This window comes from Methylobacterium sp. TK31 (assembly GCF_055361545.1).
In genome coordinates, this window is record NZ_CM143964.1 from 3,533,701 (window position 1) to 3,560,655 (window position 26,955).

Below are 26,955 nucleotides of genomic sequence, written 5' to 3' on the forward strand. Positions count from 1 at the left end.
GCCGATTGGCTCGTCGGAAACCCACGCGTTGCACCGGGTCATCCCGGGGCCGCGCAGCGGAACCCGAGAACCAGACGCGCAGGTGGTACAAGACTTTACGCCGTCAGCGGCTCTGGATTCCGGGCTCGCCTGCGGCGACCCGGAATGACGGGGTTGGTTTCGGCTGCGATCGGGCCGGAAATCCACACGCAGCCCCCCGTCATCCCGGGGCCGCGCAGCGGAGCCCGGGATCCAGAAACGCAGGTGGCGCAAGACTTTACGCCGTCAGCGGCTCTGGATTCCGGGCTCGCCTGCGGCGACCCGGAATGACGGGGTTGGTTTCGGCTGCGATCGGGCCGGAAATCCACACGCAGCACCCCGTCATCCCGGGGCCGCGCAGCGGAGCCCGGGATCCATAAACGCGGGTGGCGCAAGACTTTACGCTGTCGGCGGTTCTGGATTGCACGCCGCTGGCGCGCCCCTCCGGGTCCGAGCTCGCCTGCGGCGCCCCGGAGACGCTCAGGCGGCGCGCAGGCCGGCCGGGGTCTGCGGGAAGGGCACGAAACCCGGCAGGGCCTCGATGCGGGCGAGCCAGGCGCGGACGGCGCCGTAGGGGTTCAGATCGACGTTCCCCTCCGGCGCGGCGGCGACGTAGCTGTAGAGCGCCACGTCCGCGACGGTGGGGTGGTCGGCGGCGAGCCAGGACCGGCCGGCGAGTTCGGCCTCGATCCGGCCGAGGATGACGTGGGCCCGGGCAATGACCTCGGCCGCGTCGAAGGCGGCGCCGAACACCGTGATCAGGCGGGCGGCGGCCGGGCCGAACGCGATGGGGCCGGCCGCCACCGAGAGCCAGCGCTGCACCCGCGCCGCGCCGGCCGCGTCCTCCGGCAGCCAGTCGGTGCGGCCGAGGCTTTTGGCCAGGTAGACCAGGATGGCGTTGGAATCCGGCACGACCGTCTCGCCGTCGACGAGCACCGGCACCTGGCCGAAGGGATTCAGCCGCAGGAAGTCCGGCGCCTTGTGCTCGCCCTTCGCGAGATCGACCTCGACGATGTCGCAGGGCTGGCCGAGCAGGGACAGGAACAGGCGGGCCCGGTGGGCGTGGCCGGACAGGGCGACGTGGAACAGCTTCATGGGAGGTCTCCTCGGGGATGGGGGCGGCACCCGAGCCGGGCGCCGGCGTCATCCGCATTCAAGACCACCGCCCGCTTGGGGAGAATGCGCTTTCCCCGCAAGCCACTCTTCCGCAAAGTGGAATAATCGAGGCCCGGCGGGGGACGGCATGGACGGTTGGCAGGCGATGCGGGTCTTCGTCCGGGTGGCGGAGAGCGGGGGCTTCGCCGGCGCGGCGCGCCAGCTCCACATGAGCCCGCCGGCCGTGACCCGGGCGGTGGCCGCCCTCGAGGCGCGGATCGGGGCGCGACTCCTGACCCGGACCACCCGCTCGGTGAAGCTCACCGAGGCGGGCGGGCGCTACCTGGAGGATTGCCGGCGCATCCTGGCGGAGATCGAGGAGGCGGAGGCCGCCGCGGCGGGCTCCTACGCCACGCCCTCCGGCACCCTGACGGTGACGGCACCGGTGCAGTTCGGGCGCCTCTACGTGCTGCCGGTGATCATCGACTACCTCGCGCGCCACGCCGCCGTCTCGGCGCAGGCGCTGTTCCTCGACCGGGTCGTCAACATGATCGAGGAGGGCGCCGATGTGGGGGTCCGGATCGGTCCCCTCGCGGATTCCGGCCTCGCGGCGATCCGGGTCGGCACCGTGCGCCGGGTGCTCTGCGCCGCGCCGGACTACCTCGCCCGGCACGGGACCCCGGCGACGATGCGGGACCTGCGCGACCACGCCGTCATCGGCTCGGCCGGCACCGGGACCGTCGCCCTGCGGCCCCGCCTGACCTGCAACACCATCGATTCCGTGCTGGCGGCCGCCCTCGCCGGCCAGGGCATCGCGCAGCTCCTGTCCTACCAGGTCGCCGCGGCCCTGGCGGAGGGGCATCTGCGCCTCGTCCTCGACGACCCGGAGGCGGCGGCGATGCCGGTCCACGTGGTGAGCCCCGAGGGGCGGCGCGCGCCCGCCAAGGTACGGGCCTTCATCGATCTCGCGGTGGCCCGCCTGCGGGCCGACCCGCGGGTCAATCCGAACCGCTCCTGAGGCTGTCTCCGCGAGGATTTTTTTCGCCATGCGCGACCTGCCCCCCGACCTCGCCGCGCATCTGGCCGGCGGGGCGACCACGCTCTGCCATTGCTGGGCCCTGACCCGGCGCGACGGCGCCCGCCTCGGCTTCACCGACCACGACCGCGACCTCGCCTTCGGCGGCCTGACCTACGCGGCCCGCTCCGGGCTGGAGGCGGCCGAGGCAACCGCCGAGCTCGGCTTCGCCATCGGCGGCGGCGAGGTCGCGGGCGCGCTCTCGGCGGTGGGGCTCACCGAGGCCGACATCGCCGGCGGGCTCTACGATGCCGCCTCGGTGGAGACCTGGCTGGTGGACTGGAGCCGGCCGGAGACGCGCCTGCTCCTCGAGATCGGCACGGTGGGCGAGGTGCGCCGGGCCGGCACGGCCTTCGTGGCCGAGCTGCGCGGGCTGATGGACCAGCTCGACGCCGAGCGCGGCCGGACCTACCGCGCCACCTGCGGGGCGGATCTCGGCGATGCCCGCTGCCGCGTGGACCTCACCGATGCGCGCTTCGCCACCACCGGCACGGTGCTGGCGGTGCCGGAGCCCGGCCGCCTCAACGTCGCCCTGGCGGGGAGTTTCGCGCCCGGGTGGTTCGCCGGGGGGCGCCTCGCCTGGAGCGGCGACGGCCAGGCCGGACAGGAGGCCGAGATCCGCGACCAGGCCGGCGCGGCGGGGACGATCCGCCTCGAGCTCTGGCAGGCGCCGCCCCGCCCGGTGGCGCCGGGCGACCGCTTCCGCGTCACGGCGGGCTGCGACAAGCGCCTCGCCACCTGCCGCGACAGGTTCGCCAACGTGCCGAACTTCCAGGGCTTCCCGCACCTGCCGGGCAACGACTTCGTGCTGCGCCCCGCCCCCGGCTCCGGCCCGGGCCTCGACGGCGGCAGCCTGTTCCGGTGAGGGCGCCATGAGCTCTGAATCGTTTAAGTCCGAATCGATCGTCGCCCTGGCGCGGGCCTGGATCGGCACGCCCTATCGCCACCAGGCCTCCCTCAAGGGCGTCGGCTGCGACTGCCTCGGGCTCCTGCGCGGGGTCTGGCGCGAGGCCCTCGGCCCGGAGCCCGAGGCGGCCCCGCCCTACGCCGCGTCCTGGGCCGAATCCGCGCCGCCCGGGCGCGATCCCCTGGCGGAGGCGGCCGCGCGCCACCTCGTGCCCGTCGACGGCCCGCCCGCGGCCGGCGACGTCCTGCTGTTCCGCTTCCGCGCCCACCTGCCGGCCCGGCACTGCGCCATCGCCACGGGCACCGGCACGATGATCCACGCCCATGACGGCGCCGCCGTCACCGAGGTCGCTCTGACGGGCTGGTGGCGGCGCCACCTTGCCCGGGTCTTCCGCTTTCCGGGCATGGGCGGCGGAGCCTAGCCGCACCGCCTGAGCCCTCGCCCCCCGCCTCCCGCCTCCCGCCTCCCGCCTCCCGCCTCCCGGAGTCCGCCATGGCCACGCTGATCCTGCAAACCGCCGGGGCGGCGGCCGGCACGGCGCTCGGCGGCCCGATCGGCGGGATCATCGGCAGCGCCCTCGGGGCGGCGGCGGGCTCGGGCCTCGACGCCGCCCTGTTCGGCGGGCTCGCCGGCGGGCGCACCGTCGAGGGGCCGCGCCTGTCGGACGTGGCGGGCCTGAGCTCCACCGAGGGCGATCCGATCCCGCGGGTCTACGGCCGGGCCCGCCTCGGCGGCACCCTGATCTGGGCGACCCGGCCCCTGGAGGTGGCGAGCACGGGCGCCGCCGGCCCGGCCGGCGGCAAGGGCATCGGCGGCGGCAGGCTGAAGCGCACGAGCTACGCCTACTTCGTCGATCTCGCCATCGGCCTGTGCGAGGGCCCGGTGGCGGGAATCCGGCGGGTCTGGGCGGACGGGCGCGAGCTCGACCTGACCACGGTGGCGCTCCGGCTGCACCTCGGCGACGCGGACCAGGCGCCGGACCCGCTCATCGTCGCCAAGGAGGGGGCGGAGGCCGCGCCTGCCTATCGCGGCCTCGCCTACGTGGTGTTCGAGCGCCTGGCGCTCGCCGAGTTCGGCAACCGCATCCCGCAATTCGCCTTCGAGGTGCTGCGCCCCGTCGCGGGCCTGGCCGGGATGATTCGGGCGGTCTGCCTCATCCCGGGCTCCACCGAGTTCGGCCTCGATCCGCTGCGCGTCAGCGAGGAGGCGGGCTACGGCACCACCCGCCCGGCCAACCGGTTCCAGCTGCAGGCGGGCACCGACGTCACCGCCTCCCTCGACGCGCTCCAGGCGCTCTGCCCGCGGCTGACCCGCGTCTCCGTGGTGACGAGCTGGTTCGGGGACGACCTGCGTGCCGGGCACTGCACGATCGCCCCCCGGGTCGACCAGGCCGCCAAGGCGACGAGCGGCGACGCCTGGTCGGTGGCGGGCCTGCGGCGCGACGGGGCGCGGCCGGTCTCCACGGCGCCCGGCGGCGGCCCGGCCTATGGCGGCACCCCCTCGGATGCGGGCCTGACCCGCCTGGTGGCCGAGTTGCACCGGCGCGGCCTCGGGGTGGTGCTCTACCCCTTCGTGATGATGGACGTGCCCGCCGGCAACGCCCTGCCGGACCCGCGCGACCCGGCCGCCGCCGGCCAGCCGGCCTATCCCTGGCGCGGGCGCATCACCTGCGATCCCGCCCCCGGGCGGCCGGCGAGCCCGGACGGCACCGCCGCGGCCGGCGCGCAGGTGGCGGCCTTCTTCGCGCAGTATCGCCCTTTCGTGCTGCATTACGCGGCGCTGGCGGCCGCCTGGGCCGCCGCGGGGGTCCCGCTCGCCGGCTTCATCCTCGGCAGCGAGTTCGTCGGCCTGACCCGGGTGCGGGCCGAGGCCGGGCGCTACCCCGCCGTGGAGGGCTTCCGCGGCCTCGCCACGGCCCTGCGCCAGACCCTCGGCCCGGCCGTCCGGCTCGTCTACGCCGCCGACTGGACCGAGTACGGCGCCGACGTGCGCGACGGCGGCGCCACGATCCGCTTCCCCCTCGACGCCCTGTTCGCGGATCCGGCCATCGACGCGGTCGGCATCGACTACTACCCGCCCCTGAGCGACTGGCGCGACGGGGACGCCCATGCCGATCTGGCGCTGGCGGACTCGATCTACGACCCGGCCTATCTCAAGGGGCGGCTCGGCGCCGGCGAGGCCTTCGACTGGTTCTACGCCGACGCGGCCGACCGGGCGGCGCAGGTCCGCACGCCGATCACCGACGGGCGCTACGCCAAGCCCTGGACCTTCCGGGCCAAGGACCTGGTGGGCTGGTGGGCGAACCCGCATGTCGAGCGGGACGGCGGCGTCGAGACCCGCGCGACGGCGTGGGTGCCGCGCGGAAAGCCGATCTGGCTCACCGAGATCGGGGTGCCGGCGGTGGACAAGGGCACCAACGGCCCCAACGTCTTCCCCGACCCGAAATCCGCCGAGAACGCGCGCCCGCCCGGCTCGCGCGGGACCCGCGACGACCTGATCCAGGCCCGCGGCCTCGCGGCGATCCTGGGGCGGTTCGACCCCGACCTGTCCGGCTTCGAGGCCGCCCACAACCCGGTCTCGCCCCTCTATGGCGGGCCGATGGTGCCGGCGGATGCAGTGTTCGTCTGGTGCTGGGACGCCCGGCCCTACCCGGCCTTTCCCGATTTCGACACCGTCTGGGCCGATGCCGGCAACTGGCCGGTGGGCCACTGGATCACCGGGCGGATCGAGGGTCTGGAACTCGACCGGCTCGTCGCCGCGATCCTGTCCGACCTCGGCATCACGGTGCCGGCCGCCATCACCGCCGAGGCCACCCTCGACGGCTACGTCGTCGACCGGCCGATGTCGGCCCGGGCGGCCCTGGAGCCCCTGGCGCAGCTCTACGGCCTCGACGTCTCCGCCCGGGCCGGCACGATGATCGTGCGCGGGCCGGGCCGCGAGGCGGCTCGGCCCATCGCGGCCGACGACCTCGTGGTCCTGCGCGACGCGGAGGCGCCCCTTTCACGGGTCCGGGCCGAGGAGGCGGAGCTGCCGCGCTCCCTCGCGATCGGCTTCACCGACGGCGAGACCGCCGAGTACCGCCGGGCCAGCGCCGCCGCGACCCGCCCGACCGGCCGGCGCCGGCGCGAGACCCGGATGGAGGCCGCCGTGGTGACCCGGCGCGGCGCCGCCGAGGCCCTGGCGGAGGCCGCCCTCGACGCCGCGCTGGCGGCTCGCGACACCGCGCGCTTCACCCTGAGCCCGCGCCGGATCGACCCCGCGCCGGGCGACCTCCTGGCCCTGCCGGGGGAGCGCCTGCCGCAGCGGATCCTGCGCATCGCCGACAGCCCGCGCGGACACGCCATCGAGACGCGGGGCGTCCCCCTCCACGGCCGGGCGCCGCGGGCCGGAGAACCCACCGGCCCGCGCCCCCGCCGGACGGCACCGGCCCTGGCCGGGCCGCCCTTCGCGGTGGCCCTCGACCTGCCGGCCGACCGCGGCACCCCGACCGCCCTGCAGGTGCTGGCGGTGACGGCCGAGCCCTGGCCCGGGCCGATGGCGATCTGGCGGGCGGAGGGCGAGGCCGCTCCGCTGGCCCCGCTGGGCTTCGTCGATCATCCCGCCTGCCTCGGCGAGACCCTGGGCGAACTGCCGCCCGGTCCCCTCTGGCGCTTCGACCGGGGCGCGGCCCTGCTGGTCCGCCTGCGCCACGCGGGCGACCTCGCGGCGATCGACGAGGCGGCGGCGCTCGCCGGGGGCAACCTGTTCGCGCTCCGCAGCGCGGCCGACGGGGCGGTCGAGCTGATCGCGGCCGCCGGGGTCGCGCTGGTCGGGCCCGAGACCTACCGGCTCACCGGGCTCCTGCGCGGTCTCGCCGGCAGCGAGGCGCAGGCCGGCCGCACCGCGCCGGCCGGCAGCCTGATCGTGCGCCTCGACGGGGCGCCGGTGCCCCTGGTCGAGCGCCTCGACGAGGCCGGCCGCCCCTTCCGCTACCGCATCGGCCCGGCCGAGCGCGATCCGGCCGACCCGGCCTATGTCGAGCTGCGCGCCACGGCCGGGCTCGGCGCCCTCTCCCCCTTGCGCCCCGTCCACCTGCGGGCGCGGCGGGAGGCGGAGGGCGTGCGCCTCGCCTGGACGCGCCGGGCCCGGCGCGACGGCGATTCCTGGGAGGCCGCCGAGATCCCGCTGGAGGAGCCCGAGGCCTACCGGGTCACGCTCCATGCCGCCGACGGCCGCCCCCTCCGGACCCTGACGGCGGCCCGACCCGACCTCCTCTACGCCGCGGCGGACGAGGCGGCGGATTTCGGCGCGCCCCGGCTCCGCCTCGATATCGCGGTGGCGCAGGTCGGCGCCGTGGCCGGGCCCGGCCCCGAGACCCGGGCGCAGGTGCCGGTGGAGCCCGCCTGAGGCCCCGATCCCGCCATTCGCGATCCCGCCCCCCGAGAGAAGCCCGGAGCCGGCCGATGTCCGAGACCACGCCCAACCTGGCGCTGCCGCTGATCGCGGCGGCCCAGGCGCAGAAGCACGTCACGCACAACGAGGCGCTGACCGGCCTCGACGCCCTCGTCCAGCTCGCCTGCCGCGACAAGGATCTCGCCGCGCCGCCGGCGAGCCCGGCCGAGGGCGACCGCTACCTCGTCCTCAGCCCCGCCCCGACCGGGGCCTGGACCGGCCTGTCCGGCCAGATCGCCCGGTTCCAGGACGGGCGCTGGCGCGGCCTCGCGCCGAAGCCCGGCTGGCTCGCCTGGCTCCTCGACGAGGACGAACTCTACGTCTGCACGGCGGCGGGCTGGGTCGGGTTCCGCGCCACCCTGCGGCAGCTCCAGGACCTGACGCGGCTCGGCATCGGCACCACGGCGGATGCCGCCACCCCGTTCGCGGCCAAGCTGAACACCGCCCTCTGGACCGCCCTGACCACGGCCGAGGGCGGTACCGGCGACCTGCGCTGCACCCTCAACAAGCAGGCCGCGGGCAACGTCCTGTCCCTGCTGTTCCAGAGCGCCTTCACCGGGCGGGCCGAGATCGGACTTTCCGGCAACGACGATCTCACCATCAAGGTGGCGCCCGATGCCGGCGGCTTCCGGGAGGCCCTGCGCATCGACCGGGCCAGCGGGCGGACCGACCTGAAGGGCCCGCTGCCGACGAATCTCCTGGGGGGGCCGGCCCTGCGCCTGGCCCAGGACCTGGCCACGGACGGCAGCCTGCTGGCCGGCGGCCTGACGCTGCAGGCCAGCAGCGCCGGCCTGTCCTGGAACGTCGCCGGGCTCGCCGGCACGGCCGGCTCGGCCGACGCGCCGGGCGGCTTTCCCGGCGGCCTCGCGATCTTCGTCAAGCCGGCGGACGGGACCCGCCCCGGCACCCTGCGCGAGGTGGCCCGCTTCGGACCGGACGGCAATCTCGGCCTCGGCAGCCCTGCGCCCCTGGCGACGAAGCTCGGGGTGGCCGGCATCATCGCCCACACCGCGGACAACACCTGGAGCCTCGGCACGCCGGCGCTGCGCGTCTCGGTGCTCTATGCCGGCACCGGGGCGATCAGCACCTCCGACGCCCGCGAGAAGACGCCGGTCGCGCCCCTGAGCGCGACCGAGATCGCCGCGGGGCGGCGCCTGGCCCGGGAGATCGGCACCTTCCGGTTCCGGGCAGCCCTGGCGCGAAAGGGGGACGGGGCCCGGCGCCATGTCGGGCTCACCGTCCAGCGGGCGGTGGCGGTGCTCGAGGAGACGGGGCTCGACCCCTTCGCCTACGGCTTCGTCTGCCGCGATTCCTGGCCCGCGGTGGCCCCGCGCGAGGCGGTCGCCGGCACGGAGGCCGTGCTCGACGCGGACGGCCTCGCGATCGCGCCCGCCGTCCCGGCCCAGGCGGCGGTTCCGGGCCGCGAGGCCGGCGAGCGCTACGGCTTCCGCACGGACCAGCTCCTGCTGTTCCTCGCCCGCGGTTTCGAGGCGCGTCTCACCGCCCTGGAAGAGGCGGCCGCCGGTCCCTGACCCCGCCCGGCCCCGCTCAGCGCAGGTACCCCGCCGCCCGCAGGTCGGCCTCGACGGCCTCGCACAGGGCCGCCAGCGGGTTGTCGTTCTGGGCGGCGGGCGGTTCGAGCGGCCGCATGGGCGGGAAGTCCCGGAGCGAAAGATCCTGGGACGGAAAATCTCGGGACGGAAAATCTCGGGGCGAAAGATCCTGGGACGGGACGTCCCCGTCGGACGGCGGCGCCTCCCGCGCGATGGCGCCGGCCCCGGTCTCGCGCCCCAGTGCAGCCGAGATGAGCTTTCGCAGCATGTCCGCCTCATTCCGCGACCGCCGCGAGTGTCGCGCAAGTCCAGCGCCCAATCAATCGATCGGAGACAGGGCATGATTCTCAGTGCCATCGGGCAAGCCGTGCTCATCGCCCGGGAGGGACGCCGGCTCACCGCCTATCGCGACAGCGTCGGGATCTGGACCATCGGCATCGGCCACACCTCGGCGGCCGGGCTGCCCCTGGTGACGCCGGGCCTGCACTTGAGCGAGGCCGCCTGCGACGCGCTCTTCCGGCGCGACGTCGCCCGCTACGTCCGGGCCGTGGCCGACGCGGTGCCCGGCGACCTGCCCGACCACGCCTTCGACGCCCTGGTCTCCCTCTGCTTCAACATCGGACCGGCGGCCTTCGCCCGCTCCACCGTCGTCCGGCGCCTGAAGGCCGGCGACCGGGACGGCGCCGCCGCGGCGATCCTGATGTGGAACCGGCCGGCCGAGTTGATCCCGCGGCGCGGCGCCGAGCACGACCAGTTCCGGACGCCCTACGACCGGGCCCTGCCCCGGGCGCGCCGGGGCGACGCGGCGCCGGTTCCCGCCCCCGGTCCGGCGCAGCCGCCCCTGCCGGCGCCGCGCCGGACGGTGCCGCGCATCCCGCCCCTGCCGGCCCGCCTCCCCGAGCCGGCGCGGCCGGGCGCCCTGGCCCGCCTGTGGTCGGCGCTCCGCGCCCGCCTGCGCGGCGGCTGAGCGCCCGCCTCACCCTCCCCTTCGACGTCCCCACGATGGAGCCCGCGATGATCCGATTCCACGCCCGCTGCGCCGCCGCCCTCGCCGCCGGCTGCGCCCTCCCCTGGATCGCGGTCGCGCCCGCCGCGGCGGCGAATGCGGACGTCACGCTCCTCTGGGGCGATGCCCTGGCGGCGGCGATCCAGGGCCTCGGGAGCCTGCTGGTGCCCCTGGCGGTGACGGCCCTGACGGCGGCCCTGGCGCGGATCGCCGGCCCCCTGCGCGTCCTCGTCACGGACAGCCTGGTGGAGCGCCTCGTGCGCAATGCCGGCGACTACGCGGTCAACGCGGTCGCCGGCGCGGCCCGCGGCCGGACCCTGACGGTCCCGGTGGGCTCGCTGGTGATCGCGGGCGCGGTCCAGCGCGGGCTCGACGCGGCGCCGGGCTGGCTCATCCGCGCCGCCGGTGGGGTCGACGGCCTCGGCGAGAAGGTGTTCCGCAGCCTGCCCCTGGCCGAGGAGGCGACGGTGGCCAACACCCTGGCGCCGGCCCTCCGGGCGGCGCGGGCCGCGCGGGCCGGTCGCCGCCCCTGAAAACCCGGCCCGGCGGGCCACCACCCGGATTCCGGCCGGGTCCCGCTCGGGTTTCGGCCGGAACCCCCGAGATGCGAAAGGGAGGTTGCCTTGGACAAGATCGCCCTCGAGGCCGCGCACCTGCTGGTGTCGCAGGAGGGCGCCGGCTGGATCGTCGCCGTCCTCCTCGGGCTCGCCTGCATCCACCTGCACCGGGAGGCGATGCGCGCTCAGGAGGCGCGCCTGGGCGACGCCGGCGCCACCGCGACCGCCCTGGAGCGGGCCTCGCAGTCCAACGCGGCCTTGGCCGCCGCCCTGGAGAGCCGGACCCGCGTGCTGGAGGACCTCTCGCGGGTGGCGGCCGAGATCGCCCGCAGCGTCGAGCGCAACGACGAGCGCCTGCGCGAGCGGCTGGACGACATCCTGCGCCGGCTCGCCGAGACCCGGCCGCGCCCCTGAGGAGAGTGCCATGGACCGCATCGCCCACCTGCTGCACCGGCGCCGCGACCGCCGCCGGACCGCGGCCCTGCGCCTGCGCAGCGCCCGGCTGCACTTCGAGCGCTCGTCGGCCGCCCTGCGGCGGGCCGCCCTCGACCACGTCGACGGCCACGCCCTCGTCGGGGCGATGCTGCGCGCGACCCTGGCGCGCCTCGCCGCCCAGGACGCCGGACCGGCCTGAGCGGTGCGCCGCGCGGGCCCTGCGGGAACCGAATGGCTGAGGTTGGGCTTGGCTCCGCATTCAGGGCCCATTCAGTGCCTCGTCCCTACACGTCAGACCATGCGCATCCTCCTCGCCCTGCTGTTGATCGGACTGACCGTCGCGGGCTTCGCGACGGGCTCGATCGACACGTACGCGGAGGAGACGACGGCGGGCACCGGGGCGATCGCCGCCCCGCTCGCCGCCATCCCGCGCAGCGAGACCTGCCTCAGCCCGGCGGACCTGCGCGAGGCCGTGGCCGACAAGCGGGTGATCGCCCCGGTGGCCGCCATCCGCGCCGCCCGCCAGGTGATCCCCCGGGCCGAGATCCAGCGGGCGCGCCTGTGCCGGAACGACGAGACCCTCGTCTACCTGCTCACCGCCCTGCGCCGGGACGGGCAGTTCGTCCACGTCGTGGTCGACGCCACCACCGGGCAGGTCAGCGGACCGTGAAGGGCTTTCGGCCGGAGGCCGTTTCGCGCCGGCGCGGAGACGTCTAACGTGCGCGCCGCCGCGACCCGCGGGTCGGGCCATCATCGTAGGAGTTCGGGACCGTGCGGTTGCTCGTCGTGGAGGATGACCGGGACATCAACCGGCAGGTGGTGAACGCCCTCGAGGAGGCCGGCTACGTCGCCGACAAGGCCTTCGACGGCGAGGAGGGCGGCTATCTCGGCGAGAACGAGCCCTACGACGCGATCATCCTCGACATGGGCCTGCCGAAGACCGACGGCGTCAGCGTGCTGCAGAAGTGGCGCCGGGCGGGCATCAAGACCCCGGTCATCATCCTCACGGCCCGGGACCGCTGGTCCGACAAGGTCGACGGCTTCGATGCGGGGGCGGACGACTACGTCACCAAGCCCTTCCACATGGAGGAGCTGATGGCCCGGGTGCGCGCCCTGCTGCGGCGCGCGGCCGGCCACGCCACCAGCCAGATCGCCTGCGGCCCGGTGGTGCTCGACACCCGCTCCGGCCGGGTCTTCGTGGACGGCAACCCCGTCAAGCTGACGAGCCACGAGTACCGCCTGCTCTCCTACCTGATGCACCATACCGGCCGGGTGGTCTCGCGGGCCGAGCTGACCGAGCACCTCTACGACCAGGATTTCGACCGCGATTCCAACACCATCGAGGTCTTCGTGGGCCGCCTGCGCAAGAAGCTCGCCGTCGACCTGATCCAGACCGTGCGCGGGCTGGGCTACCTCGTCGATCCGAACCAGCCGGTGGCGCGGGGGTGATCTCAGCGGCGCGGGCTGATCGCGAGGCGCCGGGCCCTGATCAGGGTCTGCATGTGCGCCAGCACGAGAGCGAAGAAGCGCCGCGGCACCGTTCCATAGACGACGGTCGGCGGGTCGAGTTCCGGAATGGCCCGCAGATCCGGTCCCGGCCAGACGAAGTCGTTGCCCTCGGACACGATGACCCACTGACGTCGGTCGTCGAGGCCGATGCTTCGGCAGATCGCTGAGGGTATTTCCACGCCGACGGTCCGACCCTCCGGCTCACGATGCGTGATCGGAACCACGATGCAGCTTCCATCCCTGGGCTTGCGGGCAACCACGAGGACGGCGGGCCTCTCCTTCTGACCGGACCCGAAACCTGCGCGGTCCTCGGTCGACCAGAGGAACGCGTAGCGGATTGCGGTCCCGGCGATCGGCGGCTCTGCCGGGATCACCGTCGAGAGCCCGCGCTAATCCGGATCCGTCAGACCTTCCGGGACCCTGGCCTCCAGGATCGCGTCGGCGATGTCGTCCGGGATGTCGTCGACCGTGAAGGAACGCCGGTCGCGGTCGCGCAGGCGGATGAATTCATCGTAGGCCACGAGGACGGTCTTCGGCCGTCCGTTCTTGCTGATCACGACCGGGTTCCGGATCGCCTCGTCCTGATAGAACCCCGCTCGCTTGGCGAAGTCGGTGGCGTCCGTATCGATGAGCTTGAACAGATTCATGTCGATCCGACCCTCGAACACAGGGCGGAAAGGAGTTCCGCATAATCCGTATTATGCGGGTATTGCGGATTTCGTCAAGGTGAGACACGGGGCTGCGCGCAGGCTAGGATATCCCGCCGGGGAGTCCGGGGGGGGATCCAGGGCCCGCGCATGCGCCTCGAAACCCTTGCCGCCGCCGGCCTGCACTTGGCTACGGCGTAGACCTTCGCCTGAAACGTAGACTTCGCCTGCAACGTAGACTTGGCGCCCATGATTCCCTCCCCCTCCTGGCTCCCGATGCGCCGCCGCTCGATCGCGGTGCGCCTCGCCACCTCGGCGCTGCTGGCGAGTTCCGCGATCCTGCTGATCGCCGCCTGGATCCTCACGACCCTGTACCGCGAGAACACCGAGCGGGCCTTCGACAGCCGCCTGCTGGTCTATGCCAACAACCTCGCCACCGACCTCGTCTCGCCCAACGATCCGGAGAGCCGCTCCTTCACCCTGAGCGACCCGCGCTTCGACCTGCCCCTGTCGGGCTGGTACTGGCAGATCGGGCGGCCCGACGCGCGCCCCCGCGACCTGCGCACCTCGCGCTCCCTGGTGGGGGTGCCGCTGAAGGCCGCCGCCACCCCCGACAGCAAGGCAGGCATCGGCCAGATCCGCCAGGGCTACGGCCGGGCCCAGGACGAGCGCCGCCTGCGCATCATCGAGCGCGACGTCGATCTCGGCGAGGAGGGCCGCTACACCGTGCGGGTCGCCGGCCCCGCCGACGAGATCGAGAACGACGTCGACCGCTTCCGCTTCTCGCTGATGGTCACCTTCGGCCTGCTCGGCCTGTCGCTGGCGCTCACCACCCTGCTGCAGATCCGCTTCGGCCTCGCGCCGCTGGCCAAGCTGCGCACGGCGCTCGGCGCGATCCGGCGGGGCGAATCGGACCGCATCACCGGCGAATACCCGCGCGACATCGCCCCCCTGGCCGGCGAGGTGAACCTGCTGATCGAGACCAACCGGGAGATCCTGGAGCGGGCACGGACCCAGGTCGGCAACCTCGCCCACGCCCTGAAGACGCCGCTCTCGATCATCGTCAACGAGGTCGGCGCCGCCGACGCGCCCGAGGACCTCGCCGCCAAGATCCGCGAGCAGGCGGCGGTGATGCGCGACCAGGTGAACTACCACCTCGACCGCGCCCGGGCGGCGGCCCTCGCCGGCACCCTCGGCACCTCGACCGAGGTCGAGCCGGCGCTCGCCGGCCTCGTGCGCACCTTCGGCAAGATCTACCGCGACAAGGACATCGCCTACGAGGTCCACGTGCCGGCCGGCCTGCGGTTCCGGGGCGAGCGCCAGGACTTCGAGGAGATGATCGGCAACCTCGTCGACAACGCCTCGAAATGGGCCCACGGCCGGGTGGCGATCCGGGCCGAGGCGGTGGGCAAGAACGATTATCCCCACCTTCGCGTGGCGATCGAGGACGACGGCCCGGGCCTCGCCCCGGAGGACCGGGCGGAGGTGCTCGGGCGCGGCCGCCGCCTCGACGAGACCAAGCCGGGCTCGGGGCTCGGCCTGTCGATCGTGGCCGATCTCGCCACCCTCTACCGCGGCCGCTTCCGCCTGGAGGAGGCGACCCTGGGCGGCCTGCGGGCGGTGATCGAGGTGCCGGGCGACGCGCCGGCCGGCGTGGCCGCGCACTGACCTCCTCCGCGCACTGACCTTCTCCGGGCGATGACCTTCCCCGCGCAGGGGCCGGTTTGGCGGGACGCCCCGACCGCGGGCCGGTTGCGCGCCGGACGGTTTTCCCGCCTCCCGGGATGCCCTAGGTCGCGAACCCACGATTGCTGGCACGGTTGAGGCGCGGCACTGTCAGCCTTCTGAGCAGGAGGGACTGGATGGCGCGGTTTGACCGGATGGATGCCGAGTGGGCGGTGATCGAGCCGCTGTTGCCAACGGACGCGCGCGGCAAGGCGCGCGTGGATGACCGGCGGGTGCTGAACGGGATCTTCCGGCGGCGAGTAGCCGCATCGCCAAGGACAACCTCCCTGGCCGAGGACAACCTCCCCGGCAATCACGCCTAGGGCGCCAAGCTTGACCTGATTTGGAAGGATGGTGCGGGCGGTCGGAATCGAACCGACACTCCTTGCGGAACCGGATTTTGAGTCCGGCGCGTCTACCAGTTCCACCACGCCCGCAACGCTCGCCTCATCGCACACCTTCCCGGATTCGGCCAGTGCCGTTTTCTTCGCGCTGCGGTAGGGCGACGCTCGCCAGACGGGGCGGCGTGTGGTCAAAGGGCGCAGCCTCGGGCTCGCCGCCTCCCCGCCTTCCAGCCTTCCCGGACCCTTCATGATCCGTCGCCTCTACGAGTGGATCCTCGCGCTCGCGGGCAAGCCCACCGCGCCCTACGCCCTCGGCGCCGTGGCGTTCGCCGAGAGTTCGTTCTTCCCGGTGCCGCCGGACGTGATGCTGGTGCCGATGGCGGTGAGCCGGCCGGACCGGGTCTGGTTCTACGCCCTCATCACCACGCTGGCCTCCGTCGCCGGCGGCCTCCTCGGCTACGCCATCGGCGCCCTCCTGTTCGACTCGGTCGGGCAATGGGTGTTCCGGGTCTACGGCCTCTCGGACAAGGCCGAGACCTTCCAGGCCTCCTACGCGCAGTACGGCCACTGGGTGATCCTGCTGAAGGGCCTGACGCCGATCCCGTTCAAGCTCGTGACCATCACGTCGGGCTTCGCGCACTACGATCTGTTCTGGTTCGTGGTGCTGTCCCTGCTGACGCGCGGCGCACGATTTTTCCTGCTCGCGGGACTTCTGGGCCGCTACGGCGTTCAGATCCGGGGCGTGCTCGACCGGCACCTCAACGTCGTGGCGGCGATCTCCGTCGCGGTGATCATCCTGGGCTTCGTTCTGTTCAAGGTGCTCCTGTAGAGATGGACTATTCCTCGCTCCTGCGCCTGCGCCGCGCCGCGCTCCTCGTCCTCGCCGGGTCCGTGCTGACGCTCGCGGGGGCCTGGTACTTCCAGTGGGGGCTCGGCTACGTGCCGTGCAAGCTCTGCCTGCAGGAGCGGATCCCCTACTACGCGGCGGTCCCGCTGGCGCTTCTCGGCCTGTTCCTGCCGGCCTGGGCCGCGCGGCTCGTCCTCGGCCTCGCCGCCCTGGGCCTGCTCTACGGCGCCGGCCTCAGCGTCTACCACGCCGGCGCGGAATGGAGCCTGTGGGCCGGCCCCACCGATTGCGGCGGCGGCGCCGGCGCCAACCCGGCCGATGTCGGCGACTTCCTGAACGCCCTCCAGAGCACGCGGGTCGCCGATTGCTCTACCGCGGCGTGGCGCCTGGCCGGCATCTCCCTGGCGGGCTGGAACGCCCTCATCGCCTTCGTTCTCGGGTCGATCGCCGGCACCGCGGCGCTGAAGCGCTGAGGCTCAGTGCCGGTCGTCGGAGGCCGGCGGCAGGGGCGCCACCGCGATGCCCTCGTCGACGAGGGCGCGGGCCTCCTCCAGGCTCGCCTCGCCGTAGATCGCGCGGGTCTCGACTTCCCCATAGTGGATGCGGCGGGCCTCCTCGGGGAAGCGCGCGCCGACATCGTCGGCGTTGCGCGTCGCCTCCTCGCGCAGGGCGCGCATCAGGGCGCGCAGGCGCTGCTCCGGCTCCGTGGCCGTCAGTTGCGGCGCGGCCGGCGGCACGATGGCGGGTGGACCCGCGTCCGACGACGCCTCGGCCGGCGGCGGTCCGGTACGGCTCCCGCGATCCGTGCGGGCGACGGAGGGCGCCATCATGCTCTTGCCGACCCGGGCCGAGCCGCAGACCGGACAGGCCACGAGCCCCTGCGCGGCCTGCGCGTCGAAGGAATCGCTCGATGGGAACCAGCTCTCGAAGCTGTGCCCGGCCTCGCAGACGAGGGTGTAGCGGATCATGGGATCAGGGGTTTGGGGACGGTTGCGCGTGCGGGATCAGGCGGGGCGGCCCACGCGCTCGATGGTGAAGGGCCGGGCGTGCTGCAGGGTCGGGATGCGGGCGCGGGCATCGGCGACCCGGGAGAGGTCGATCTCGGCCAGGATCACCCCCGGCTCGGCCCCGTCCGCATCGGCCAGCACCCGCCCCCAGGGATCGACGATGAGGGAATGGCCGTAGGTGTCGCGCCCGTCCTCGTGGTGGCCGCCCTGCGCCGCCGAGATCATGAACGAGCCGGTCTCGATGGCGCGGGCCCGGTGCAGCACGTGCCAATGGGCCTCGCCCGTCTGCTTCGTGAAGCAGGCCGGCGCGGTCAGGATGGTGGCGCCCGCCTCGGCCAGCGCCCGGTACAGGGCCGGGAAGCGGATGTCGTAGCAGATGGCGAGGCCGATCGGCGCCCATGGCGTGTCGGCGACGACGGCGCAGGCGCCGCCGGTATAGGTCGCGGATTCACGCCAGCGCTCGCCGTTCGGCAGGTCCACGTCGTAGAGGTGCAGCTTGTCGTAGGAGGCGGTGATCGCGCCCTCGGCGTCGATCAGGAAGGCGCGGTTGGCGACCTTGTCGCCGTTGCGCACGGCGAGGGACCCGATCTGGACCACGATGCCGCGCTCGCGGGCCACCTCGCGCAGGGCCGCCAGGGTCGGGTCGTCGTCCTGGGACGTCACCTTCTCGAACAGGCTCGCCTTGCTGCGCTCCACCAGGGAGGTCATCTCGGGCGTCTGCACGTAATGCGCGCCGGCGCCCGCGGCCTCGCGCACCAGGGCCACGGCGGCGTCGCGGTTGGCGAGGGGATCGCGGCCCGAGCGCATCTGCACGCAGGCGGCGGTGAAGGTCGGCGCCGCGCTCACGCGGCCACCAGCGCGTCGAGCCGGCCGGCCCCGTTCAGGGCATAGAGGTCGTCGCAGCCGCCCACATGGGTGTCGCCGACGAAGATCTGCGGGACGCTGGTGCGGCCGCCGGCGCGCTGGACCATGATCGTGCGCGAGCCGGCCGTCTTCTCGACGTCGATCTCGGTGAAGGCGATGCCCTTGTCGCGCAGCAGGCTCTTGGCCGCCGAACAGTACGGGCACCACGCGGTTGTGTAGATCGTGACCGGCTTCATCGTCGAAACGCCCCACCCCAATCCCAACAGCATATAGGCGAGCCGGCGGGCTCTTCCTACTGCCTCGATTCGGTGGGGACGCCGGCGGATACGCTCAGGCGGCGAGCAGCTTCTCGACCTCGTTCACGAGATCGCGCAGGTGGAAGGGCTTCGACAGGACCTTGGCGTCCTTCGGGGCCTTCGAATCCGGGTTCAGGGCCACGGCGGCGAAGCCCGTGATGAACATGACCTTGATGTCGGGGTCGAGTTCGGTGGCGCGGCGCGCCAGCTCGATCCCGTCCATCTCGGGCATCACGATGTCGGTGAGGAGCAGCTCGAACGGCTCCTCGCGCAGGCGGTTATAGGCCGACAGGCCGTTGTCGAATGACAGAACGTCGTAGCCGGCGTTCTGCAGCGCCTTGGCCAGGAAGCGGCGCATGTCGTTGTCGTCTTCCGCCAGGAGGATCTTCATCGAGCAGCGTCCCGTACCTTTGATTCGATGTGTTCTTTTCACAAAGCACCGGCTTGGTAAACAGAACGTTGCCATGCGATCCGGACGGGGTGTCCAACGGCACCCGCAGGGTCCTTTCGGCGCGCCCGTCCTGCTGGACAGGCCAGCCGGCAAACCGCACAGTGCAGGCATGCGTTGTCCCGTCCGCACCGAGGCGCCCGCGCCACGATGACAGAGCCGTCCCAGACCCCCGATCCGTCCGGAACGGCCGCCTTCGATCCGCCCTTCACGGTGGACGAACCGACCGCGCACACCCTGCCCTTCGTGTTCAACACGCCCCATTCCGGGGCGGTCTATCCGCCCGCCTTCCTCGCCGCCTCGCGCCTCGACGGCCTCGCCCTCCGGCGCTCGGAGGACGCGCATGTGGACCGGCTTTTCGCCCCGGTGGTCGACCTCGGCGCGCCCCTGATGCGGGCGCATTTCCCGCGGGCCTTCCTCGACGTGAACCGGGAGCCCTACGAACTCGACCCGCGCATGTTCGACGGGCGCCTGCCGGCCTTCGCCAACACCCGCTCCATGCGGGTGGCGGGCGGCCTCGGCACCATCCCGCGCCTCGTGGCGGACGGGCAGGAGATCTATCGCGGGCGCCTGCCCGTCGAGGCCGCGGTCGAGCGGATCGAGAGCCTCTACAAGCCCTACCACCGCACGCTGCGCGCGCTGATCCAGCGCACGGCGCGCCAGTTCGGGCACGCCATCCTGATCGACTGCCACTCGATGCCCTCGTCGAGCCTCGGGCGCGACGAGGCGGCACGGGCCGACATCATCCTGGGCGACCGCTTCGGCACCGCCTGCGCGCCGATCCTGATCGACGCCTTCGAGCACCACCTGCGCGCCCGCGGCTACCGCGTCCTGCGCAACAAGCCCTATGCGGGCGGCTTCATCACCGAGCATTACGGCGAGCCGAACGTCGAGCGGCACGCCCTGCAGATCGAGATCAACCGGGGCCTCTACATGAACGAGGCCAGCCTCGCGATCACCCCGGGTTTCTCGGAACTGGTCTGGCACCTGCGCGGCGTCGTGGCGGCCGTCGCCGCCGAAGTCCAGGGTCTCTCCCCGACGCGGATGGCCGCCGAGTAGAGCGCTCCCAAGAAACTTTTGCGGCCGGCTCCAAAAGATTTCGCCGGTCCGCGCGGGAAAGTGACGGTTTGGGCGACCCCATCCGGGGCAAGTCCGGTTAGGAGTAGCCCAGACCGGGCGCGTACCTATAATGCAGGTCCGCTGCCGCCGCACGAGCCAGAGCCCATGACGTCTCGCATCCCCGACTTCGCGACCGTTCCCTACGCGGCCGATGCCGTCCCGGCCCCGGTGCCGCCCACGGGCGAGCCCTGGATGACGCCCGAGGGCATTCCGGTGAAGGGCGTCTACGGTCCGCAGGACCGCGAGGGCATCGAGTTCCTCGACACCTATCCGGGCGTGGCGCCCTACCTGCGCGGCCCCTACCCGACGATGTACGTGACCCAGCCCTGGACGATCCGGCAATATGCCGGCTTCTCCACGGCCGAGGATTCGAACGCGTTCTACCGGCGCAATCTGGCCGCCGGCCAGAAGGGCCTGTCGGTGGCCTTCGACCTCGCCACCCACCGGGGCTACGATTCCGACCACCCGCGCGTCTCGGGCGATGTCGGCATGGCGGGCGTCGCGATCGATTCGATCTACGACATGCGCACCCTCTTCTCCGGCATTCCGCTGGACGAGATGACCGTCTCGATGACGATGAACGGCGCGGTGCTGCCGATCCTCGCCCTCTACATCGTCGCGGCCGAGGAGCAGGGCGTGCCGCCGGAGAAGCTCGCCGGCACGATCCAGAACGACATCCTCAAGGAGTTCATGGTCCGCAACACCTACATCTACCCGCCGGCGGGTTCGATGCGGATCATCGGCGACATCTTCGCCTACACGTCGAAGAACATGCCGAAATTCAACTCCATCTCGATCTCCGGCTACCACATGCAGGAAGCCGGGGCGACGAACGACCTCGAGCTGGCCTACACGCTGGCCGACGGGGTCGAGTACATCAGGGCGGGGCTGGCCGCCGGCCTGACCATCGACCAGTTCGCCCCGCGCCTGTCGTTCTTCTGGGCGATCTCGACGAACTTCTTCATGGAGATCGCCAAGATGCGGGCCGCGCGCCTGATCTGGGCCAAGCTCGTCAAGGAATTCGAGCCGAAATCCGACAAGTCGCTGCCCCTGCGCACCCACAGCCAGACCTCGGGCTGGTCGCTAACCGCGCAGGACGTGTTCAACAACGTCACCCGCACCTGCATCGAGGCGATGGCGGCGACGCAAGGCGGCACCCAGTCCCTGCACACCAACGCGCTGGACGAGGCGCTGGCCCTGCCCACCGATTTCTCGGCCCGCATCGCCCGCAACACCCAGCTCTTCCTGCAGCAGGAGAGCGGCACCACGCGCATCGTCGACCCGTGGGGCGGCTCCTACTACGTCGAGAAGCTGACCCAGGACATCGTCTCCCGCGCCTGGGAGCACCTGCGCGAGGTCGACGAGCTGGGGGGCATGGCCAAGGCCATCGAGGCCGGCATTCCGAAGCTGCGCATCGAGGAGGCGGCGGCCCGGGCCCAGGCCCGGATCGATTCCGGCCGCCAGACCATCGTGGGCGTCAACAAGTTCAAGCCGGACGACGACCGCGCCATCGAGCTGATGCGCGTCGACAACGGCAATGTCCGCACCCTGCAGATCGACAAGCTGAAGCGCCTGCGGGCCGAGCGCAGCCAGGCCGACGTCGACGCGGCCCTGGCGGCGCTGACGGCGGCGGCGCAGGGGACGGGCAACCTCCTCGAACTCGCCGTGAGCGCGGCGCGGGCCAAGGCCACGGTGGGCGAGATCTCGGATGCCCTGGAGAAGGCCTGGGGCCGTCACCGGGCCGAGATCCGCTCGATCTCGGGCGTCTACAAGCGGGAGGTGGGTGGCATGTCGCCGGTGGTCGAGACCGTTCGCAAGCTCGTGGAGACCTTCGAGGAGAACGACGGGCGCCGCCCGCGCATCCTCGTCGCCAAGATGGGCCAGGACGGGCACGACCGCGGGCAGAAGGTCATCGCTTCGGCCTTCGCCGATCTCGGCTTCGACGTGGATATCGGGCCGCTCTTCGCGACCCCCGCCGAGGCCGCGCGCCAGGCGGTGGAGAACGACGTCCACATCGTCGGCGTGTCGTCGCTGGCCGCCGGCCACCTGACCCTGGTGCCCGAGCTGAAGGCCGCGCTGACCGAGCAGGGCCGCGGCGACGTGATGATCGTCATCGGCGGCGTGATCCCGCCCGGCGACTACGACGCCCTCTACGCCGCCGGCGCCTCGGCGATCTTCCCGCCCGGCACCGTCATCGCGGAGGCCGCCGTGAAGCTGATCGAGGAACTCAACGGCCGCCTCGGCTACGCCGCCCGCCAGGCCGCGGAATAGGGCCTCCGGTCGCCCGAGCCTCCGGCCCGCTGCCGCCACCCCGGCAAGCGCGGGGCCTCGACCGCGCCGGGACAGGCGCTCGCGCGCGAGGTCAGGCCGCGGCGGGCTGCTCCGCCCGCCCGCGATAGGACAGGGCCTCGGCGAGATGGATGCGGCGGACCCGTGCCTCGCCGTCGAGATCGGCCAGGGTGCGGGCGACCCGCAGGGTGCGGTGGAAGCCGCGCGCCGAGAGCCGCATGGTCTCGGCGGCCGAGCGGATCAGGGCGGCGCCCTCCGGGTCCGGCGCCGCCACCGCCTCGATCACCGGCGGCGGACAGGTGGCGTTGGTATACGACCTCTCCGGGTCGTGGGCGGCATAGCGCGCGGTCTGCAGGGCGCGGGCGGCCGCGACACGGGCCGCCATCTCGGCCGACCCCTCCAGCGGCGGCGGCAGGATCAGGTCGGCGGCCGTCACCGCACCGACCTCGATGCGCAGATCGATGCGATCGAGAAGCGGGCCGGAGATGCGGGCACCGTACTGGGCCACGCAGCGCTCGTTGGGGCCGCGGCGGCAAGCATAGCCCGGCTCCAGCGCCTGTCCGCAGCGGCAGGGATTCATCGCAGCGACGAGCTGGAAACGCGCCGGGTAGGTCACCCGGTGGTTGGCCCGCGCGATCATGATCGTCCCGGTCTCCATCGGCTGACGCAGGGAATCGAGCACCTGGGGCGTGAATTCGGGCAATTCGTCGAGGAACAGCACGCCGCCATGGGCCAGCGAGGCCTCCCCCGGACGGGCGTTGATGCCGCCGCCGACGAGGGCCGCCATGGAGGCCGAATGGTGCGGCTGCCGGAAGGGACGCCGGTTCGAGAGCGCGCCGCCCTTGAGTTCGCCCGCCACCGACTGGATCATCGAGACCTCGAGGAGTTCGCGCGGGGCCAGCGGCGGCAGGATCGAGGGCAGGCGCGCGGCGAGCATCGACTTGCCCGCCCCCGGCGGCCCGTTCATCAGGAGGTTGTGGCCGCCGGCCGCGGCGATCTCCAGGGCGCGCTTGGCCCCCTCCTGGCCCTTGATGTCGCGCAGGTCCGGCAGCGCCGCGCCCGGCGCGGCCACCGCCGGCTCGGGCCGGGCCATCACCTGCGTCCCCTTGAAGTGATTGGCGAGCTGGATGAGCGAGCGCGGCGCCAGCACGTCGAGGTCGCCGCCGGCCCAGGCGGCTTCGGGCCCGGTCGCGGCCGGGCAGATCAGGCCGAGGCCGAGGGCGTTGGCCGCCATGGCGGCGGGCAGGACCCCGGAGACGGCGGTGATCGTGCCGTCGAGGGCGAGTTCGCCCAGGACGCAGTAGCCCGCCAGGGCATCCGCCGGCAGCGCGCCGATGGCGCCCATCACCGCCAGGGCGATCGGCAGGTCGTAGTGCGAACCCTCCTTCGGCAGGTCGGCCGGGGCGAGGTTCACGGTGATGCGCTTGGCCGGCAGGGCGAGGCCGGAGGCGATCAGCGCGGAGCGCACCCGCTCGCGCGATTCCGCCACCGCCTTGTCGGCGAGACCTACCACCGTGAAGGCGACGATGCCCGGGGCGATCTGGACCTGGACATCGACGGCTCGCGCCTCGATGCCCTCGAACGCCAGGGTGGCGACGCGCGTGACCATGCTGGACCGACCCCGGGGCTCGCAGATTCGACGACCCTAGGGGGCGGCGCGCCGCCGCACAACCAGAGCGCGCAGGCATCCCGGACTTTCGCCAGGAACCTCGTTCCCGCTCAGCGGTTCCGGAGGGGTCAGAAACAATCCTCCGGACATCAGGGAGACATCATGTCGATCAAGTTCACGGGCCTCGCGGCCCTCGGTCTCGGCCTCGCATTCACCGGCTCCGCCTTCGCCGATCGGGCGCCCACCCCGGACGAGCAGACCAAGATCGAGGCCGTGCTGAAGCAGGAAGGCTTCACCAAGTGGAAGAAGATCGAGGTCGAGGACGACGAGATCGAGGTCGACGACGCCATCGACGCCAACGGCAAGCAGTTCGACCTGGAGCTCGATCCCAAGACCTTCGCCATCGTGAAGCGCAAGGCCGAGTAGTCCCACGGCCCTCCGGCGGGACGGACGTCTCGCCGGAGGGCCGACGCTGACGGCTTCAGCCCTTGCGGGTGAAGTAGGTGCCGGCGGGCGCCGCCGAGCCGGCGCCGCTCGGATTGAGCGCCCGCCACTGGGTCAGCACGGCATCGCCGCCCCGGCGCATCTCGAACAGGTTCGCCCCGACATCGTAGAGCCGCGTGCCGTAGGCGTTGATGGTGCGGCCGTCGCCGAAGGTGTGGAACGTGACGGCCACGCTCTCGGCCGTGCCGCTCGCCTTGCAGACGATGGTCTCGTCGGTCTGGAAGCCCTCGATCCGCAGCAGGCAGTCGCGGTTGCCGCGGCCGGGGGCGATGTCGAGCTCGTAGGTGACGACGATCGGCGATCCGCCGACGGTGCGACCCCCGTCATGCTCGTAGAGATAGCGGCCCGCCCAGGCGCTCGGAGCTTCCGGAGCGGCGGCTGCGGAAGCTGCCGTGAGACCCGCCATCAGACAGGTCGAGGCCGTCAGGCTCGGACCGAACCGCCGCGTCATCGGCGTCTCCCTCTTCGTCGACACAGACAGGAGGCGAAGGCTGGCGCACGGATCGGGCGATTTGCGGGCACGCCGAGCCCGGCCTCCCGGTCGGCCCGCCTCGTCCCGCCGCGATGTGCCCCGCCGAGGCCCGAAGTCCGCTTGCATCCGTCGCGCGCGGCGGCCATATAGCGCTCGGGAGGTTGGCGAGGGACGTTTCACTCGCCAACCGGGTCAGGTCCGGAAGGAAGCAGCCCTAACGAGACCGAGCGGGTCTTCGTCCAGCCTCCCACCTCGATCGATGCCTCGGGCTCGCGTGGCGGCACCCTCCGACCGGAGCCGCACCAACCCAGCAAGGCGGCATGGACGCGACTTCCGGTCCTCTGAGCGACGCCGGGCTTCTGCCCGGCCTTCCCGAGCCGACCCCGGCCGCCACGCCCTATCGGGTGCTGGCCCGCAAGTACCGCCCTCAGAACTTCGACGATCTGATCGGCCAGGGCGCCATGGTGCGGACGCTGGCCAACGCCTTCGCGGCCAACCGCATCCCGCAGGCCTGGATGCTGACCGGGGTGCGCGGCGTCGGGAAGACCACCACGGCGCGCATCCTGGCGCGCGGCCTGAACTACGTCCGCGACGGCCAGCCCGACACCGGTCCCACCATCGCGATGCCGGAACTCGGCCGGCACTGCCAGGCCATCATGGAATCCCGGCACATGGACGTGCTGGAGATGGATGCCGCCTCGCATACCGGCATCGACGACGTGCGCGGCATCATCGACGGCATCCGCTATTCGCCGGTCTCGGCCCGCTACAAGGTCTACATCGTCGACGAGGTCCACATGCTCTCGGAGAAGGCGTTCAACGCCTTCCTGAAGACGCTGGAGGAGCCGCCGCCGCACGCCAAGTTCGTCTTCGCCACCACCGAGATCCGCAAGGTGCCGGTGACCATCCTGTCCCGGTGCCAGCGCTTCGACCTGCGCCGCGTCGAGGCCGAGACCCTGGTCGGTCACCTCGCCCGCATCTGCGCCGCCGAGGCCGTCGAGGCCGACGCCGAGGCGCTGGCCGCCATCACCCGGGCGGCCGAGGGCTCCGTGCGCGACGCGCTCTCCCTCCTCGACCAGGCGATCGCCCACGGGGCGGGCCTCGTCAGTGCCCAGAGCGTGCGCGACATGCTGGGGCTGGCCGATCGCGGCCGCATCGTCGACCTGTTCGAGGCGGTGATGCGCGGCGACATCCCGGCCTCCTTCGCCGAGGTGCGCGGACAGTACGAGGCCGGCGCGGACCCGGCCGTGATCCTCTCCGACCTCGCGAGCTTCACCCACCTCGTCACCCGCCTGAAGCTGGTGCCGGAGGAGGCCGCCGCCGACCCGACCCTGAGCGAAGCGGAGCGTTCGCGCGGAGGCGATTTCGCGAAGAGGCTCTCGGTCCGGGTGCTGTCGCGGGCCTGGCAGATCCTCCTGAAGGCGATCCCCGAGGTGCAGACGGCGACCCGGCCCCTGGCGGCGGCCGAGATGGCCCTGGTACGCCTCGCCTACGCGGCCGATCTCCCGACCCCCGACGAGGCCCTGCGCCAGATGAAGGCCCAGGCGCTGGCGGGCCCCGGGACGGCTTCCGGCGCCTTGGCGCAGTCCCCGGCCCCGGGACCAACGATGGCCGAGGGCCGCCCGGCCCTGCCGCCGATCCCCACCTTCTCCGCCGAGGCGCCCCCGCCGCGGCCCGCTCTGGCGATGGCGGCAAACGGCGGCGGTTCACGCCCCGCCCTGACGAGCCCGGCTCCGGCTCCCGCTCCGCAGCCGGAAGGTCCGCGCCTCGCGCGCTTCACCGACGTCGTCGCCCTGGCGGATGCCAAGCGCGACATCGGCCTGAAGATGGCGCTGGAGCGCGAGGTCCATCTCGTGCGCTTCGAGGAGGGCCGCATCGAGTTCCGCCTCGCCGAGGGCGGGCGCCAGAGCATCGCCAACGATCTCGCCCGTGCCCTCGATGCCTGGACCGGCCGGCGCTGGATCGTCGCCTTGTCGAAGGAGGCTGGCGAGCCGACCCTCGATGCCACCGCGCGGGCCGCCACCGAGACCCGTCACCAGAACGCCGCCGCGCACCCGCTGGTCCGCGAGGTGCTGGCCCGGTTCCCGGGGGCGCAGATCATCGACGTGCGCGACAAGGCCCCCGAGACCTCGCCGGCGGTCGAGGCCCCGCCCACCGGCGAGGCCGAGACCGACGAGCCCGAGAACGAGGCATAGTCT

General features: G+C 73.1%; 27 protein-coding genes, 1 tRNA gene, 1 other RNA gene and 1 pseudogene. 20 read left to right on the top strand and 10 right to left on the bottom strand.

Annotation, left to right across the window (positions count from 1 at the left end; genetic code table 11):
* Nucleotides 1-498: 498 nt before the first annotated feature.
* Entirely contained in the window at nucleotides 499-1,113 is a 615-nt protein-coding gene (locus tag ACXJY8_RS16350) for a glutathione S-transferase family protein (protein ID WP_463770689.1), read from the bottom strand.
* Nucleotides 1,114-1,261: 148 nt separating this feature from the next.
* Between ACXJY8_RS16350 and ACXJY8_RS16355 the strand changes: the two genes are divergently transcribed.
* From ACXJY8_RS16355 to ACXJY8_RS16405, 11 genes are all read left to right on the top strand, one after another.
* The gene (locus ACXJY8_RS16355; protein WP_463770691.1) at nucleotides 1,262-2,131 is read left to right on the top strand and encodes a LysR family transcriptional regulator; all 870 of its coding nucleotides are present in this window, start codon (nucleotides 1,262-1,264) and stop codon (nucleotides 2,129-2,131) included.
* 28 nt (nucleotides 2,132-2,159) lie between these two features.
* Nucleotides 2,160-3,053, top strand: coding sequence for a phage/gene transfer agent baseplate hub protein (locus ACXJY8_RS16360; protein ID WP_463770694.1), 894 nt, complete (start codon nucleotides 2,160-2,162; stop codon nucleotides 3,051-3,053).
* 7 nt (nucleotides 3,054-3,060) lie between these two features.
* Nucleotides 3,061-3,516, top strand: coding sequence for an NlpC/P60 family protein (locus tag ACXJY8_RS16365; protein WP_463770697.1), 456 nt, complete (start codon nucleotides 3,061-3,063; stop codon nucleotides 3,514-3,516).
* A gap of 71 nt (nucleotides 3,517-3,587) precedes the next feature.
* Nucleotides 3,588-7,481, top strand: a complete 3,894-nt coding sequence (locus ACXJY8_RS16370; protein ID WP_463770699.1) for a baseplate multidomain protein megatron — start codon at nucleotides 3,588-3,590, stop codon at nucleotides 7,479-7,481.
* A gap of 56 nt (nucleotides 7,482-7,537) precedes the next feature.
* The gene (locus tag ACXJY8_RS16375; RefSeq protein ID WP_463770701.1) at nucleotides 7,538-9,058 is read left to right on the top strand and encodes a DUF2793 domain-containing protein; all 1,521 of its coding nucleotides are present in this window, start codon (nucleotides 7,538-7,540) and stop codon (nucleotides 9,056-9,058) included.
* Between the two features lie 361 nt (nucleotides 9,059-9,419).
* Nucleotides 9,420-10,046, top strand: a complete 627-nt coding sequence (locus ACXJY8_RS16380; protein ID WP_463770703.1) for a lysozyme — start codon at nucleotides 9,420-9,422, stop codon at nucleotides 10,044-10,046.
* 47 nt (nucleotides 10,047-10,093) lie between these two features.
* Complete coding sequence (locus tag ACXJY8_RS16385) at nucleotides 10,094-10,618, top strand: hypothetical protein (protein ID WP_463770707.1); 525 nt, start codon at nucleotides 10,094-10,096, stop codon at nucleotides 10,616-10,618.
* Nucleotides 10,619-10,708: 90 nt separating this feature from the next.
* Nucleotides 10,709-11,056 carry a hypothetical protein gene (locus tag ACXJY8_RS16390; protein ID WP_463770710.1) on the top strand — a complete coding sequence of 116 codons (348 nt, stop codon included), beginning with the start codon at nucleotides 10,709-10,711 and terminating at the stop codon, nucleotides 11,054-11,056.
* A 10-nt stretch (nucleotides 11,057-11,066) separates the two neighbouring features.
* On the top strand, nucleotides 11,067-11,276 hold the full coding sequence (locus ACXJY8_RS16395) for a hypothetical protein (RefSeq protein WP_463770713.1): 210 nt from the start codon (nucleotides 11,067-11,069) through the stop codon (nucleotides 11,274-11,276).
* Between the two features lie 99 nt (nucleotides 11,277-11,375).
* Nucleotides 11,376-11,747 carry a PepSY domain-containing protein gene (locus ACXJY8_RS16400; RefSeq protein ID WP_463770716.1) on the top strand — a complete coding sequence of 124 codons (372 nt, stop codon included), beginning with the start codon at nucleotides 11,376-11,378 and terminating at the stop codon, nucleotides 11,745-11,747.
* Nucleotides 11,748-11,848: 101 nt separating this feature from the next.
* Nucleotides 11,849-12,526, top strand: coding sequence for a response regulator transcription factor (locus ACXJY8_RS16405; protein ID WP_463770718.1), 678 nt, complete (start codon nucleotides 11,849-11,851; stop codon nucleotides 12,524-12,526).
* Nucleotides 12,527-12,528: 2 nt separating this feature from the next.
* Here ACXJY8_RS16405 and ACXJY8_RS16410 read toward each other — a convergent pair whose 3' ends face one another.
* Together ACXJY8_RS16410 and ACXJY8_RS16415 are read right to left on the bottom strand one after the other, a co-directional pair.
* A complete protein-coding gene (locus ACXJY8_RS16410; RefSeq protein WP_463770722.1) occupies nucleotides 12,529-12,765 on the bottom strand; it encodes a hypothetical protein in 237 nt (78 codons plus the stop codon).
* 210 nt (nucleotides 12,766-12,975) lie between these two features.
* A complete protein-coding gene (locus ACXJY8_RS16415) occupies nucleotides 12,976-13,233 on the bottom strand; it encodes a type II toxin-antitoxin system prevent-host-death family antitoxin (RefSeq protein WP_463770725.1) in 258 nt (85 codons plus the stop codon).
* Between the two features lie 249 nt (nucleotides 13,234-13,482).
* Between ACXJY8_RS16415 and ACXJY8_RS16420 the strand changes: the two genes are divergently transcribed.
* Together ACXJY8_RS16420 and ACXJY8_RS16425 are read left to right on the top strand one after the other, a co-directional pair.
* On the top strand, nucleotides 13,483-14,901 hold the full coding sequence (locus ACXJY8_RS16420; RefSeq protein WP_463770728.1) for a sensor histidine kinase: 1,419 nt from the start codon (nucleotides 13,483-13,485) through the stop codon (nucleotides 14,899-14,901).
* 194 nt (nucleotides 14,902-15,095) lie between these two features.
* A pseudogene (locus tag ACXJY8_RS16425) lies at nucleotides 15,096-15,209 on the top strand (IS5/IS1182 family transposase); the annotation flags it as partial.
* A gap of 101 nt (nucleotides 15,210-15,310) precedes the next feature.
* On the opposite strand, the gene ACXJY8_RS16430 reads toward ACXJY8_RS16425, so the two are convergent.
* A tRNA-Leu gene (locus tag ACXJY8_RS16430) sits at nucleotides 15,311-15,395 on the bottom strand.
* A 154-nt stretch (nucleotides 15,396-15,549) separates the two neighbouring features.
* Between ACXJY8_RS16430 and ACXJY8_RS16435 the strand changes: the two genes are divergently transcribed.
* Complete coding sequence (locus ACXJY8_RS16435) at nucleotides 15,550-16,131, top strand: YqaA family protein (RefSeq protein ID WP_463770730.1); 582 nt, start codon at nucleotides 15,550-15,552, stop codon at nucleotides 16,129-16,131.
* Between the two features lie 2 nt (nucleotides 16,132-16,133).
* Nucleotides 16,134-16,622, top strand: a complete 489-nt coding sequence (locus tag ACXJY8_RS16440) for a disulfide bond formation protein B (RefSeq protein WP_463770733.1) — start codon at nucleotides 16,134-16,136, stop codon at nucleotides 16,620-16,622.
* Between the two features lie 3 nt (nucleotides 16,623-16,625).
* On the opposite strand, the gene ACXJY8_RS16445 is transcribed toward ACXJY8_RS16440, so the two are convergent.
* From ACXJY8_RS16445 to cpdR, 4 genes are all read right to left on the bottom strand, one after another.
* Nucleotides 16,626-17,117: a DUF1178 family protein gene (locus ACXJY8_RS16445; RefSeq protein WP_463770735.1), complete on the bottom strand. Its 492-nt coding sequence runs from the start codon at nucleotides 17,115-17,117 to the stop codon at nucleotides 16,626-16,628.
* A gap of 36 nt (nucleotides 17,118-17,153) precedes the next feature.
* Nucleotides 17,154-18,002 (bottom strand): carbon-nitrogen hydrolase family protein, encoded by an 849-nt coding sequence (locus tag ACXJY8_RS16450; protein WP_463770739.1) that lies wholly within the window; start codon nucleotides 18,000-18,002, stop codon nucleotides 17,154-17,156.
* Nucleotides 17,999-18,256, bottom strand: coding sequence for a glutaredoxin 3 (grxC, locus tag ACXJY8_RS16455; protein WP_463770742.1), 258 nt, complete (start codon nucleotides 18,254-18,256; stop codon nucleotides 17,999-18,001). The genes ACXJY8_RS16450 and grxC overlap by 4 nt, the downstream gene beginning before the upstream one ends.
* Before the next feature lie 94 nt (nucleotides 18,257-18,350).
* A complete protein-coding gene (cpdR, locus tag ACXJY8_RS16460) occupies nucleotides 18,351-18,707 on the bottom strand; it encodes a cell cycle two-component system response regulator CpdR (RefSeq protein ID WP_003603128.1) in 357 nt (118 codons plus the stop codon).
* Between the two features lie 207 nt (nucleotides 18,708-18,914).
* Between cpdR and ACXJY8_RS16465 the strand changes: the two genes are divergently transcribed.
* Together ACXJY8_RS16465 and scpA are read left to right on the top strand one after the other, a co-directional pair.
* The gene (locus tag ACXJY8_RS16465; RefSeq protein ID WP_463770745.1) at nucleotides 18,915-19,823 is read left to right on the top strand and encodes an N-formylglutamate amidohydrolase; all 909 of its coding nucleotides are present in this window, start codon (nucleotides 18,915-18,917) and stop codon (nucleotides 19,821-19,823) included.
* A 165-nt stretch (nucleotides 19,824-19,988) separates the two neighbouring features.
* Nucleotides 19,989-22,154, top strand: coding sequence for a methylmalonyl-CoA mutase (gene scpA, locus ACXJY8_RS16470; RefSeq protein WP_463770747.1), 2,166 nt, complete (start codon nucleotides 19,989-19,991; stop codon nucleotides 22,152-22,154).
* Nucleotides 22,155-22,245: 91 nt separating this feature from the next.
* Here scpA and ACXJY8_RS16475 read toward each other — a convergent pair whose 3' ends face one another.
* On the bottom strand, nucleotides 22,246-23,781 hold the full coding sequence (locus ACXJY8_RS16475; RefSeq protein WP_463770749.1) for a YifB family Mg chelatase-like AAA ATPase: 1,536 nt from the start codon (nucleotides 23,779-23,781) through the stop codon (nucleotides 22,246-22,248).
* 162 nt (nucleotides 23,782-23,943) lie between these two features.
* On the opposite strand from ACXJY8_RS16475, the gene ACXJY8_RS16480 reads away from it, so the two are divergent.
* Entirely contained in the window at nucleotides 23,944-24,207 is a 264-nt protein-coding gene (locus tag ACXJY8_RS16480) for a PepSY domain-containing protein (RefSeq protein WP_463770752.1), read from the top strand.
* Nucleotides 24,208-24,262: 55 nt separating this feature from the next.
* Here ACXJY8_RS16480 and ACXJY8_RS16485 read toward each other — a convergent pair whose 3' ends face one another.
* Nucleotides 24,263-24,736 (bottom strand): DUF5991 domain-containing protein, encoded by a 474-nt coding sequence (locus ACXJY8_RS16485; protein WP_463770755.1) that lies wholly within the window; start codon nucleotides 24,734-24,736, stop codon nucleotides 24,263-24,265.
* Nucleotides 24,737-24,912: 176 nt separating this feature from the next.
* Here ACXJY8_RS16485 and ffs point away from each other — a divergent pair.
* Nucleotides 24,913-25,009: signal recognition particle sRNA small type (ffs, locus tag ACXJY8_RS16490), an RNA gene on the top strand.
* Nucleotides 25,010-25,077: 68 nt separating this feature from the next.
* Nucleotides 25,078-26,952, top strand: coding sequence for a DNA polymerase III subunit gamma/tau (locus ACXJY8_RS16495; RefSeq protein ID WP_463770757.1), 1,875 nt, complete (start codon nucleotides 25,078-25,080; stop codon nucleotides 26,950-26,952).
* Nucleotides 26,953-26,955: the final 3 nt, after the last annotated feature.